At 44.6% G+C, this 13,720-nt stretch carries 7 protein-coding genes; 3 read left to right on the forward strand and 4 right to left on the reverse strand.

Annotation, left to right across the window (positions count from 1 at the left end):
• Nucleotides 1-45 precede the first annotated feature (45 nt).
• The 3 genes from M1L62_RS18790 (at nucleotide 46) to M1L62_RS18800 (ending at nucleotide 7,056) form a co-directional block, all read left to right on the forward strand.
• Nucleotides 46-3,615 carry a TonB-dependent receptor gene (locus tag M1L62_RS18790; protein WP_254561161.1) on the forward strand — a complete coding sequence of 1,190 codons (3,570 nt, stop codon included), beginning with the start codon at nucleotides 46-48 and terminating at the stop codon, nucleotides 3,613-3,615.
• Nucleotides 3,616-3,641: 26 nt separating this feature from the next.
• Nucleotides 3,642-5,420: a RagB/SusD family nutrient uptake outer membrane protein gene (locus tag M1L62_RS18795; protein WP_254561162.1), complete on the forward strand. Its 1,779-nt coding sequence runs from the start codon at nucleotides 3,642-3,644 to the stop codon at nucleotides 5,418-5,420.
• 76 nt (nucleotides 5,421-5,496) lie between these two features.
• A complete protein-coding gene (locus M1L62_RS18800) occupies nucleotides 5,497-7,056 on the forward strand; it encodes an FG-GAP repeat domain-containing protein (protein WP_254561163.1) in 1,560 nt (519 codons plus the stop codon).
• A 124-nt stretch (nucleotides 7,057-7,180) separates the two neighbouring features.
• Here M1L62_RS18800 and M1L62_RS18805 read toward each other — a convergent pair whose 3' ends face one another.
• The 4 genes from M1L62_RS18805 to M1L62_RS18820 form a co-directional block, all read right to left on the reverse strand.
• Nucleotides 7,181-8,320 (reverse strand): carboxypeptidase-like regulatory domain-containing protein, encoded by a 1,140-nt coding sequence (locus tag M1L62_RS18805; RefSeq protein ID WP_254561164.1) that lies wholly within the window; start codon nucleotides 8,318-8,320, stop codon nucleotides 7,181-7,183.
• Nucleotides 8,321-8,513: 193 nt separating this feature from the next.
• Nucleotides 8,514-8,996 carry a hypothetical protein gene (locus M1L62_RS18810; protein ID WP_254561165.1) on the reverse strand — a complete coding sequence of 161 codons (483 nt, stop codon included), beginning with the start codon at nucleotides 8,994-8,996 and terminating at the stop codon, nucleotides 8,514-8,516.
• Nucleotides 8,997-9,024: 28 nt separating this feature from the next.
• A complete protein-coding gene (locus M1L62_RS18815; protein ID WP_254561166.1) occupies nucleotides 9,025-10,458 on the reverse strand; it encodes a SusD/RagB family nutrient-binding outer membrane lipoprotein in 1,434 nt (477 codons plus the stop codon).
• A 39-nt stretch (nucleotides 10,459-10,497) separates the two neighbouring features.
• Nucleotides 10,498-13,602, reverse strand: coding sequence for a SusC/RagA family TonB-linked outer membrane protein (locus M1L62_RS18820; protein ID WP_254561167.1), 3,105 nt, complete (start codon nucleotides 13,600-13,602; stop codon nucleotides 10,498-10,500).
• Nucleotides 13,603-13,720: the final 118 nt, after the last annotated feature.

Below are 13,720 nucleotides of genomic sequence, written 5' to 3' on the forward strand. Positions count from 1 at the left end.
TGTTTTGCCCATTTTTCCATGTTAAACAAAACTTAAAGTAAAGTTATGAAAAAAATGTATCCTAACTATGCTCATTGGCAGATCATTATGAGATTCAGTTGTACGCAACTCATCATTGCAGCACTGCTTTCAACTATTTCCATGGCACGCGTCAGCGAAGCCCAGGAGGTGTTGAACAACCGTGTTACAATACAAATGCAGAATCAGGATGTACGTAAAGTGCTGACTACGATCGAGGAACAGGCAAAAGTAAAATTCCTGTACAGTTCAAGTCTTATTAAGGCGGAGAGAAAAATATCGGTCAACCTTCAGCAGCAACAGCTTGGTGAGGCATTAAAAATAATTCTGAATCCGCTTAACCTTTCTTATGAAGTTTCCGGCAAACAAATTGTACTGAAACGCATTAAGCTGGAAACGGAAAATCTGGAACCTCAGAAATTCAAAAACCCGGCCGTTGACCGTACCATTTCAGGAACTGTTACGGATGGCTCCGGTGCGGGCCTGCCAGGTGTTTCCGTTATTGTAAAAGGAACTTCACGCGGGACCAATACCGGCGCTGATGGGAATTACAAAATCGACACGCCAGATGGTAACATTATCTTGACGTTCAGCTTTGTAGGTTTCAGTTCAAAAGATGTGGAGATCTCCGCAGGCCAAACCACGGCGAACGTAACACTAACGACCGATGAAAAACTGCTGAGCGAGGTAGTCGTTGTAGGTTATGGTACGGCCAGAAAAAAGGATTTGACGGGTGCCGTTTCTGTTGTAAAAGTGGCAGAATTAACCGAGCAGCCTAACTCAAACCTTGCCAACCAGTTACAGGGACGTGCTTCCGGGGTAACCGTTTTGACGTCAGGACAACCAGGACAGGCGCCTCAGGTTCGTATCCGCGGTATTAACTCATTTGGAAATAATACACCTCTTTACGTAGTCGACGGTGTACCTACACAGGATATCAACAATCTTAACCCAAATGACGTTGCAACCATGCAGGTGTTGAAAGATGCGGGTTCTGCTTCTATTTATGGTTCTCGTGCATCCAATGGTGTTGTGGTTATCACTACAAAACGTGGTTCAGGTAAAGTGAAGGTGAACTACGACATGTATTATGGTACGCAGGTTGTAAGAAAAGGGAATGTATACGACATCCTTTCCTCTCAGGGAATGGCCGATCTTAAATTTCTTGCGCTTAAAAACTCCGGCGTTACCATCAACGATCCACAATACGGAAATGGCGCAACACCAGTTTTGCCAGACTACATCGTACCAACAGGTATGAAAGAAGGATCCGTTGATCTTTCCAAATATTATGTAAACCCGAATTACACCGATAAAGCCGATATGGATTCGTTTTACCGTATCGTAAAAGCGAACAAGCAAGGAACAGACTGGTTTCATGAAGTATTCAAAAATGCTCCTACGCAAAGTCATAATCTTTCTGTAAGTGGCGGTGGTGCTGACGGTGGATATTTCTTCTCTTTCAGCCATTTCAACCAGCAGGGAAACTTGAAGAATACTTACCTGAAACGTTATACCCTTCGTTCCAACAGCCAGTACAATGTAAGCAAACACATCCGCGTGGGTGAAAATGTCATTTTGCAATTGGTTGATAACCCAAGAACTGACATTTTGCAGGAAGGCGGCGGAATCGGGATGGCTTATCGTATGCAGCCGATTATTCCGGTTTACGACGTTCAGGGAAACTATGCAGGCTCCTTCGGAAGCGGGTTGGGTAACGCAAAAAACCCGGTTGCGATCCGTGACCGCGCCCGTAACAACAAAGGTCTTTCCAACGGTGTTTTCGGAAATATGTTTGCCGAAATCGACTTCCTGAAAGACTTCACAGTTCGCTCTAATTTCGGAGGTAGTTATTACTCTCAAAGAGGAAACTCTTTCAGCTATCCTGAATGGGAAAATGCGGAAAACACAACCACAAACTCCTACACAGAGTATACCAACACGGGTTTTAACTGGACATGGACCAACACGATTTCTTACGAACATTCTTTCAACGATAAACACTCTATCAAAGTCCTTGCAGGAACGGAGGCCTATAACAATTCAGGCAGAGAAGTGGGTGGTACCTCTCAGAGTTATTTCTCTTTTGATCCTAACTACACAATTCTTTCTACGGGATCAGGTACGCCAACAAATTACAGCGCCAAATTTGCGGATGCTTTATTCTCTTACATCGGACGCGTTGACTACAATTTCAGAGATCGTTATTTGTTAAGTGGTACAATCCGTCGTGATGGTTCTTCCCGTTTCACGAATCAGTTCGGATGGTTCCCGGCTGTCAGTGCAGGATGGAGAATCAAGGAAGAAAACTTCATGAAAGGTATTGACTGGATTACTGACTTGAAAATTCGCGGGGGTTATGGTATCATGGGAAACCAGTTTAACGTAAACCCATCTAACGCTTTCACTACTTTCGGATTAAACAGAAGCAATTCTTTCTATGATATCAAAGGAACTGGCAACAGCACCGTACAAGGATTTCAGAGAACCCGTGTAGGAAACCCGAATGCAAAATGGGAAAGTAACATCAACTCGAATATCGGTATTGATGCGACGTTATTTAACGGTGCGGTTGACCTTACTATTGACTACTACCAGAAAAATATCAACGACCTGCTATTCTCTCCTGAACTTGCCGGAACAGTTGGACAAGGAACTGCACCAGCCGTTAATATTGGAAAAATGGCCAACAAGGGTATTGACATGTCAGTTTACGCAGAGAAAAACATTACGAAAAATTTCAAGCTAAATGCGACTGTTACCCTGACGACCTACAACAACGAAATCAAAAAAATCACCGACGGTGCCACTTATTTTGATCAGGAAGGCCGTCGATTTAATGGTAGCAACATTATCCGTAATGCAGTGGGCCACTCGATCGGTCAGTTCTTTGGCTACAAAATCGATGGTTTCTGGAACTCGCAACAGGATATCGACAAAGCTAACGCAAGCGCTATCGAAAGATCAGGCAACGCTGATGCGGTATACCAAAATGAAGTTAAAGTGGGTCGTTTCCGTTATGCAGACATCAACGGCGACGGAATTATCACATCTGATGACAGAACTTTCCTTGGCAATCCTAGTCCAAAATTCAGCTACGGCTTGAATATCGGAGGTAACTACAAAAACTTCGATTTTGGTATTTTCTTCTACGGTGTGCAGGGTAACGAAATCTGGAACAACCTTAAATGGTGGAATGACTTCTATACCAACTTCCAGGGTGCAAAAAGCAACACAGCGTTGTATGATTCATGGAGACCTGATCACATGAACGCTACTGCTCCGATTCAGGAGAATACTGGTTCATTCAGTACCACCAACGTTCCAAACTCTTACTATGTAGAAAAAGGATCATACCTGCGTGCAAAGAATGCTCAGCTGGGTTATACATTACCAAAAAGCTTGACGCACAGCCTAAAAATCGAGAAACTGCGTGTTTACGTACAAACTGCGAACCTGTTTACAATCACAAAATACTCAGGTCCGGATCCGGAAGTTGGACAAAGCCAGGTTGATGGTTCCACAGCATTTGGTCTTGATGAAGGTGTTTATCCTAACACACGTCAATTCATCATTGGCCTAAATCTGACATTCTAATAACTGTATCCTTAAACAGAAAAGAGATGAAAAAATTAAGATTTTCCAAAATAGCTTTAGTAGTTGCTTTCGGTCTGCTTTCGTACGCATGTCAGGACAGTTTTTTAGAAAAACCAGCGTTAGGCGCGCTTAGTGACGCACAATTAAGTACAAAAGCGGGTGTTGATGGGCTTCTCATCGGCGCATATGCCGCACTGGACGGAAACGGAGTGGGCGCAGCAAGCGCATGGGACGCAGCGGCAGACAACTGGATTTACGGAAGTATTGCCGGTGGTGATGCAAAAAAAGGCAGTGATGGTGCCGATCAGCCAGGTATCAACTCGATTATGATTTACAGTCATGGCCCTAGTAATGGTTTCTTTAACAGTAAATGGAAAGCCGTTTATGAGGGAATTAACCGGGCAAACACCGTTTTGAAATTCGTTCCGCTTGTTACTTCAGGTATTACCGATGCCGAAAAAGTAAGCTTCACGGCTCAGGCACGTTTCCTGCGTGGACATTATTATTTCGAATTGAAAAAAATGTTCAACATGGTGCCCTGGGTTGATGAAAAGACAGTGGACCCTGCGGCTGTTAAAAACGATGTAGACATTTGGCCAAATATTGAAGCAGACTTTAAATTTGCGATGGAAAACCTTCCTGCGACGCAGGCCGAGGTTGGAAGGGTGAATAAGTGGGCTGCCGCTACTTACCTGGGCAAGGCCTATCTGTTTGAGAAAAAATTCACAGAAGCAAAAGGAATTTTTGATCAGGTGATCAGTTCAGGTACTACCAGCAATGGACTTAAATATGAGTTGCTGCCACAGTATCAGGATAATTTTGACGCCGCCAAGAAAAACCTTGCAGAATCGGTTTTTGCAGTACAAATGGCTGCCAATGATGGAACAAACACGATCGACAACGCCAACACCGGAGGTATGCTGAATTTTCCGTATAACTCCCCTTTCCGTTGCTGTGGATTTTATCAGCCAAGTCTTGACCTGGCCAATTCTTTCCAGACAGACGCAAGCGGACTTCCTTTGGTTGATAACTACAATGCTTCAACGTTGAAAAACGATATGGGTATCAAATCTGATGCAACCTACACGCCGGACGGAACCGTTGCCCTGGATCCACGTATCGACTGGACAGTTGGACGCCGTGGCATTCCTTTCCTTGATTGGGGAAATCACCCGGGTCAGGCATGGATTCGTGACCAGGGATATGCCGGTCCGTATTCTCCAAAGAAAAACATGTACTATCAGGCAACACAGGACAAATACTCAGATCAGCACTCCTGGGCACCCGGAACGGCAATTAACGTTCAGGTTATTCGTTTTGCTGATGTTTTGCTGATGGCGGCAGAAGCTGAGGCTCAGGCTGGAAGTCTTGAAAAAGCACAGGAATATGTAAACAAGGTTCGTGCGCGTGCTGCAAAACCAGAAAGCTGGGTTTACACTTATGCTGACCCTTCAAAACCAATGGCAGGGTACACTAAAACACCCGCCAGCAATTACAAAATTGCGATTTATCCTGCGGGAGCTTTTGCTGCAAAAGGTAAGGACGGAGCACTTAAAGCAATCTATTTTGAGCGCAAAATTGAACTTGCAATGGAAGGACACCGTTTCTTCGACTTATCGCGTTGGGGCGTTGCTGAGCAAACACTTAATGCTTACGTGACTTTCGAAAGCAAAATCACACCTGATGTCAGTGGTGGAAAGTTTCTTAAAAACAGAAACGAATATTTCCCGATTCCACAAACACAGATTGATTTAAGTACCAGAAACGGCGTTTCTTCACTGAAACAAAATCCAGGATATCAATAACAAACTATAATCCGCAAAAAAGAGGCAGTTTCGCGACTGCCTCTTTTTGTTTATCATTGACGAAATAACCCAAGTTATGCGCCCGAAAAACCGACATTTTAAACACATCGGGGTATTTTTTTCTCTCATTTGCTGCGTCTCATTCATTAGCTGTAATGCTAAAACCGGAGATGAACCAAATGAATTGACCGGCGAACTGGCAGAAGGACAAAAACTGGCGGGCAAATATTGCAGTACCTGCCATTTACCGGTTGAACCTGAACTCTTGGATAAGGAAACCTGGAAAAATCAGGTTTTACCTGCCATGGCCAAACAACTGGGATTAGAAGTCTGGCAAAATAATCACTATTTCCAAAATGAGCGGTCGGCAATTTCACAAAGCGACTGGTTTAAAATCGTAGCCTATTACGATTCTCTGGCACCTGTTAGTCTCCCGCAAACGGTTGCACCAGTGAAACCGATTCATGACTGGTCAATATTTTCATTAAAAACACCTCCGAAAGACACTGATTTTATTGCTACTACTACGCTCGTTGCCATTAACAAAACCGATCAGCACATTTATACCAGCAGTGCCGAAAACCCGGATTTGGTTAAATGGGATAAGAACTTCAAATCATCGGTCGCGGCAAAACTGCCATCACCAGCCGTAGATATCCATTTTTCAGACACACACCACCTCATCACCTCCATAGGCGAAATGAAAGCGGTTGATTTGGCTGGCGGGGCATTGTTACAATTCGATAAACAAAAGGGGGAAATTCCAACGAAACCCATCACTTCTGACCTGATCCGGCCTATACAAACTGCAACCGGAGATTTTAACAAGGATGGTCTGGCTGACTACATAGTTTGCAGCTTCGGCCACAACAAAGGCGGGCTTTATCTGATCAAACAATTGGCTGATAAAACATTCGAAAAAACAGCCATCAGAGAGGTTGCCGGCGCAACGCAGGCTATCACCGGCGATTTTAACCACGATGGCTGGACCGACATCATGGCTTTATTTGCCCATGCCGATGAAGGAATCTGGTTATTTCTCAATAATCAGAAAGGTGGATTTGAAACAAAAAACATACTGCGTTTTCCACCTGTGTACGGATCAAGCAGCTTTCAGCTGGTTGATGTAAACAAAGACGGCAAACCGGATATTGTGTATACGGCCGGCGACAACAGCGACTATTCCAGAATCCTGAAACCTTACCACGGCTTGTATATTTTCCTCAACAAGGGGGATTTAATTAACGCAGATTTTCGGTTTGAAAAGACCTTCTTCTACCCCATCAACGGTGCTACCAAAGTTATCGCAAAGGATTTCGATCTCGATGGTGATATTGATTTTGCAACCATCGCATTCTTCGCTGATTTTGAAAAAAATTCCTCTGAGAGTTTCCTCTACTTTGAGCAAAACAATGCAAAACCATTCCCAAACTTCATTCCTCACGCTATTCCTGTCAGCCAATACGGACGCTGGATCTGCATGGATGCAAATGATCTCGATGGAGACGGGGATACAGATATCGTGTTGGGAAATTATGCCAAAGGCTTTTTAAATCAGGATTATTTCAAACCCAGCTGGAATATGCATCTACCTTTCTTGATTTTAGAAAACAAGAAAATAATGGTTAATTATTAATGGTAAATGGTGAAGCCTGAGAGAGAAGTAAGCTTTTCAAAAGTTGACTTCTCTTGCAAATTACGACTACTGGCAACGCCGATTGACTATTGACTATTGACCATTAACAACTGACAATTACCCATTAAAAATCCCCCTTTTTCCAGTCAGCCGGAAGCAGTGTTGAATAGCGATCATTGCCCAGGTAACCGGCAATTTCGAAGCCCATTGGCATTACCACCCAGCCTTGCGGCGTGATCACGCAATAACCCTGCGGGAATTTTAGCTGGGTATAAACATAGGGCATATCCGAATACGGCGAACTTCCCCTTTTTTTCGTATAAAAAACTTCCAGCATCGTTTTGGACACAACCAGCCGTTCTGTCATCAGTTCTCCCGGACGGATCAGTCTGTTTCCAAGAATCGGTTCTATCCGGTTGTGGACATTATTGGCAATGCTGTTATAGCCATTCATGCTTCGTACAGATCGGAACATCCGCATAGAATCAGGAATCTCCTGATAAACCTTAAATCCTTCTTCCTGCAAACTATCCGCAACCATACTGGCAAGCAAATGTTTTAAAGAACCCTGATAAGCGATCTTCTGGTTAGTCCTCCATTGCTTTTTCTGAACGCTGTCTTTGGGTGTCAGCAATTCGAAACGCGTACTTCCACCGTATAAAACCCTTCCCTGATAATAATCGAAATCATCCAGGTCCTGATGAATTTTATACCCCAGCGCATTATTCTCAATGATCAGAGGCGCGGATGTTTGCGCACTCAAATGCCCGTTATCATCCAGTGAAATGCGTAATACTTCCGGGTTCAGGATACGGCATTGTTTTGAAAAAGGTGTTTTTCCAAGTAATTCTCTCGTAATGATCGCCAGATGTTTTTCCCGTTTTTTATTCTTTTTGGAATAAATGGTAACTCCCGTCAATTGCATCCCTTCGATAAGCTTGAAATGCACCGTTTTTGCACCGGGCTGTTCAAACCGTAACGTTTGCTTCACCGTTTCATAACCCAAAAATGACACGGCCATTTCAATCGTACCGATCGTCAATCCGGATAATTTATAATTTCCGTTTTCATCGGCATTGGTTCCAATTGTAGAGTTATTGACAAATACGTTAGCAAAAGGAAGCGGTTTGCCGGTTTTTCCGTCTGTTACTTTCCCCGAAAGCACCACTGCACCACCTTGCTGCCCAAAAGAAAAAGAGGCGGTACCGACTAAAATACAGACTGAAAAAAGAAATTTCCGGAAAAAATTGGCGTAACGAAACATTATTTGACGGATAACTAAGGGGTTAAAGGCTTTCAGCCTCAAAGATAAATGAGGAGTTTGGAATCTTCACCCTGATACTGCTAATGTTGCGGGTCTGTTGCAAAAGAAAATTCCGACCGGAAAATATTTCTCCGATCGGAACGTCATCGTAGGTTGCCAGGAATTAATGATCGTTTCCGAGCTGATGCTCAGATTATTTATTTGTTGTCAGCGTCGCCGATTTTTGGAGCGATACCAGTCCGTTATCCGTTGTTATGGCAGCAAAGAAAATCCGGGTTGTCCCTTTGGTGTCCTGCGCCTGAACCGGAACCGTAAGCACATAACTTCTGAGCGTTGCATCATATTTTTGCGTCCCGGCCGGAATAGTAGCTACCAGCGTTTGGGTGCCGGTGGCCGTAGCCGCCCAATAAACTTTAAATTCTTTTACCGGAATTTCTGAGTTAAACTCGATATTAAATGTCGTTGCAGCGCCTGCATCGACCGTTTGCCCGGTTACCACCGCACTGCTCGAAGTAGTCTGCCTGACGGTCCCCAGCCAGACGATCGAAACCTGGGCCACCTTTCCGACGCTTGTTGAAATGTCGCTGATCAGATCCGGCTCGTCATAACAGCCGGTCAGAAAAATGCTCATGGATAAAACCAGGGAAACCAGTACTTTATATATCTTCTTTTTCATGATAATTTGTCTTAAAACTTTCTGAAAACTATTTGGCGATGTACCACATCGATGTTTCGGGTGTCTTTGAATTAGCCTCCGCATTCCCCGAATTCCTGGTCAGTTCGGAAGACGGATATTTCATGCGCTGAATCCGTTTTCCTCCCAATTCCACGTTCATATTTTGCGGTAATGGAAAATCCCAATAGTCGTATTTTCTAAGGTCCGTCCAAATATCCCCGATCAGGAACATCGCCTTGTATTTTTCACGGAGGATATGCAACAGTGTCAGTTGAGAAGCACCTACATTCACAGCGGCAGATGTCAGATAGGTGGTGATATCCGCGTCAGCTACCCCAAGTTTTACCATGTTAGCCCGGGCAATTTCCAGATAGGCCAAATGCGCGTTTTCGGTACTTCCTTTGGAGGTAAATGTTCCGTTGCCCGATAAAAATCTTGCCTCCGCCTCTATCGCCTTTACTTCTGCATAGGTCATCAGCAATACCGGCGACGTAATGGACGAGTGCCATGATTTCACCGTAAAGTCAACCGTTGAACCTGCGTTTGAACCAGGAAAAACGCCGTTGTAAGCAGTCTGACCGGTTTTCAGCGTCACTACTTTGGATAATCGCGGATCTGTGATACCCTGCACTTTTCCATTCATCAGGTCTACAAAAGTGCTTCCATAGGTTACCGAAAGATTTCCGGTGCTATTCGCCAACGCCACACGGCTGTACCAGGGACTCAAATTTTTAGTATTGTATGGCATTTGAAAATCATCCGCGTTGCTTTTCATACCGTTCTGTAAAGCCAGCAATGCGTTATCCGCCGTCTGTTTAGGATTTTTCGCGGACAGATGCATGAGATATCTTGCCTTCAAAGAATAAGCGAGACGCGTCCATTTGCCTAGATCGCCTCCATAAATCAAATCGTCGGTACCCGGTTTTGCTCCTGTATTTTTCGCCAGATCCGTAATACCTTCATCAAGGAGTTTCTGAATGCTGTTATAAATTTCCTGTTGCGAATCATATCCAGGCTGGAAGTTTTTTGGTTCCTGGTCCGCTTGCGAAAACGGAATATTTTCCCAGTTTGCCGTCGCCAGTCCCAAGCCATAAGCCATCAGCGTCTTCGCGATTCCGGTGTAAGCCGGTATATCGTCCGTCTTACCTTTGAGAATGATGGTATTTAACTGCGGCACTACGTACAAATAGAAATTCGACCAGCCAATTGCATTTTCTGATTCCGCATAGGTATCGGTCCCGTTCGTCCCCAGATTACTGCTGATCTGCTGCGCATACTGACACGCATAATAGGCCTGCTGATAACTCGCTTCGCTGACATAAAACTGCGCCGTAGGCAGTAACTCCTGCACGGTTGCATCCGGCTTCAAAGTCGGGTCGACGTTCACATCCAGATAATTGTCACAGCCGAAAGTCAGTGTGCCCAGTATCAGGAAAAAATATATCTTTTTAATCTTATTCATAATCATACAAATTGAAATGATGGCTCTGTTGATGATCTGTTAAAAATTAAGGTTGACGCCAAACTGAAAACTACGGGTGGAAGGATTATTTCTTCCGACAAAACCGATCAGGTTGGTACCAGAGCCAAATGTGAGCGCTTCCGGATCATATCCGCGGAAAGGCGTGCTCAGGAAAAGATTGGTAGCCGTTAAACTAAGCCTCACACCACCCTTGAAAACCGAATTTCCCAGCATCTTTTTTGGCAATGAATAATTCAGGCTCACCGTCCTGATCCTTATCCAGGAAGCATCCTGAATGTTCAGTTGCGACCAGCCATTAAACCGCGTCGAAGTGGAAGGATTGTATAAAAGATCATCAAGATAAACGGCCTTGGTATTCGGAGTGTAGGAATTATCCGCCTGATTGAGCACCACGCCTTTGAAAATCACCTGCTCATTGCGTCGTTCCGTCAGTTTGATCGAACCGCTTCGGAGGGCATTCCGCTCTCCCAGATCGATCGCATCACCTCCGTGCCGCCATTCTGCTAAGATGGACAATGACAGCCCTTTGTAATTGAATGTATTGGTAAGGCCGCCAATCCAGTCCGGTTGCGCATTGCCATATTGCGTCAGGGTGGTACTGGTTTCAGGAAATCCCGTGGTGGCGTTGATCAGCATCTGGCCATCGGGAGCCCTTTTGTAATCATAACCCCACAAATCTCCTATTTTACTTCCTTCCCGGACTTTCAGCGAACCAACGGTATTGTCGTAATACGAAATCTCCTGCAAAGCATCAGGCATGTCAATAACCCTGCCGGTTAATTTTGACCAGTTTACAGCAATATCCCAGGAGAAATTCCTGACCTGAACAGGTTTCACATTTACCAGCAATTCCACACCCTTATTCCTGATTAAACCAATGTTGGTGAAATAGGTCGAGAATCCCGACGCATTGGAAACGGGTGCCTGTACAATCTGGTTTTTGCTGTCCATGGTAAAGTAGGTCGCGTCAACCATCAGCCGGTTTTTGAAAAAGCGGAGCTCCGTTCCAATTTCAATTGATGTGGTTCTTTCCGGTTTCAGGTTCTGATCAGCGGCGGCCAGTTTTCTAATATAACCGGGGGTAGTATTTCCATAGGGAAAATTGTCCGTGATGTCATAGTAAGTCCCCACCAGATAAGGCGTCGTCGCTTTTCCCACCTGTGCCCAGGAAGCTCTCAGTTTTCCATAGGACAGGATATCATTCTTCGGCAACTGTTCCGTGAAAACGTAGCCAGCGCTAAACGAAGGATATACAAAGGACCGGTTTGCGACCGGAAGTACGGAAACAATATCGTTTCTGACCGTAGCATTTAAATATAAAATATCACGGTAGCTGAGTTTCGCATCTGCAAAAAAGCTGACGATCCTGAACTGCGCCGGTGAATAAAATCTTTTTTGCTGATTCTGATAACTGGATAGATCGTTGGTAAAAGGGGCATTCCAGTTTTCTCCGCGCTCGTAATAGCTATCCGGCCTTTTGCTGTCAACCACGGCATTACCGACCATTAACGAACCGGCCCAGTTTTCACCGAAATTCTTTTGCGCTGTTACGTATAAATTGGAATTAAGCTCACGATAATTCAACTTTTCATTGATCAGAAAGCCTTTTACCTGTATCCCCACGTCAAAGGTGCTGTCGACCTGACGATGCCTGGTTTCACGATACGTATCGTAAGTAATCTGGTACTTCGCAGAAAGCCAATCGGTGAATTTATAATTTAAAGTAATGTCTGAAATATAACGGTTGATCTTGTCGACGCGCGGGCTTTTTTCAACGAGGTAACGCGGGTTGTCCGTAAACCCGGGAAGAATGTTCTTTTGCGTACCATCCGGGTTGAGATAATCATTGACATCATACGTATTCGGCCAATAACCCAACGCACTAAAAATAGACTTGTCGCCTGCTGGCGGCCGCTTCCCGCCCGAATTGATGTAATTGAACGATCCCGAAATATTGAAGTTTTTTGTCAGGTTATAAGCTCCCGCAACTTTTGCTGAGGTCCTGTTAAAATTGGTATTAGGGACAATCCCGCTCTGCGTATTTCTACCGAAAGAAACGTAGATATTCCCCTTCTCATTGCCCTTCGTCAGTGTCAGATTATTATTGTTACGATAACCTGTCCGGTAAAATCCCCGGAAATTATCATAAATCCTGTCCGTTGAATTCTGCGGGTCCAGCACCGGGCCAAAAGACTGATAAGGGGTTCGCCCCGGACCGAGCGGAATAAATTCGCCGAGCCTGCCCTGCAAAAACGTTGTTTGAATATCCGGCGACTTGCCAAGTACATCCATACCTACCGACGAAGAAACCGAAATATTCAGCTTCCCGGCTTTGCCTCTTTTGGTCGTAATAATAATGGCCCCATTAGATGCTCGCAGCCCATAAAGCGCCGTAGCCGCAGGGCCTTTTAATACAGAAACACTTTCGATATCGTCCGGATTGATATCTGCCGCGCGGTTCGTATTAGCAAACTGCTCGGAAGCTCCCGGAGAATTGCTGCCTGCGCTTGGAAGTGGATTTCCGGCACTGGTAGAGTTACTGATAATGATACCGTCAATCACAAATAAAGGCTGGTTATCTGCCCCGGAACTCAGTGAAGTTACACCCCGGAGAACAATGTTAACCCCCGCCCCAGGTGCTCCACCGGATCCTGTAATAATGGCACCTGCAATTTTTCCCTGCAAAGCACCAACCACATTCGAGTTACCGGAATTTCGGATTTCCTCCGATTTGACCGACTGAACCGAGTAACCAATGGCTCTTTTTTCCTGTGTCTGTCCCAAAGCGGTAACCACGACCTCGTTCAATTCAGAAACCTCGGATTCCAGCCTGACGTTAACGACTTTCTGATTTCCAATCTGTACTTCAATCCGTTTGAAACCGATAAAACTGAAAACCAATGTTCCGCCGGAATTAACTAAGATGCTGTATTCGCCCTTCTCGTTGGTGGTGGTCCCGAGCGAACTGCCTTTGACGGCCACGTTTGCTCCGGGAATTTCAGAACCGGCTTCATCCGTGACCTTTCCGGAGACAGAAATATTTTGGGCCATTAGTGCCTGACAGCAGAAACAGGCCAGAAAAAGCAAAATGAAGAATTTGTTGTGAAGTATTTTTTTCATCATAAGTGGAAGTTAGGTTATAATGACCAGAGCCAATAAAAAATATTCGCCCCAATGAATATAATATTTTATTTATTAAATATAAATAAATGAATTAAAGTATACTAACGACGAACCAATA

It is taken from the genome of Dyadobacter diqingensis (assembly GCF_024220585.1).
GTDB lineage: Bacteria > Bacteroidota > Bacteroidia > Cytophagales > Spirosomataceae > Dyadobacter > Dyadobacter diqingensis.

Bases quoted from the DNA above. Each gene is read 5' to 3' on its own strand.
- M1L62_RS18820 (WP_254561167.1), bottom strand. From the start codon at position 13,602: ATGATGAAAAAAATACTTCACAACAAATTCTTCATTTTGCTTTTTCTG.
- M1L62_RS18800 (WP_254561163.1), top strand. From the start codon at position 5,497: ATGCGCCCGAAAAACCGACATTTTAAACACATCGGGGTATTTTTTTCT.
- M1L62_RS18815 (WP_254561166.1), bottom strand. From the start codon at position 10,458: ATGAATAAGATTAAAAAGATATATTTTTTCCTGATACTGGGCACACTG.
- M1L62_RS18805 (WP_254561164.1), bottom strand. From the start codon at position 8,320: ATGTTTCGTTACGCCAATTTTTTCCGGAAATTTCTTTTTTCAGTCTGT.
- M1L62_RS18795 (WP_254561162.1), top strand. From the start codon at position 3,642: ATGAAAAAATTAAGATTTTCCAAAATAGCTTTAGTAGTTGCTTTCGGT.
- M1L62_RS18790 (WP_254561161.1), top strand. From the start codon at position 46: ATGAAAAAAATGTATCCTAACTATGCTCATTGGCAGATCATTATGAGA.
- M1L62_RS18810 (WP_254561165.1), bottom strand. From the start codon at position 8,996: ATGAAAAAGAAGATATATAAAGTACTGGTTTCCCTGGTTTTATCCATG.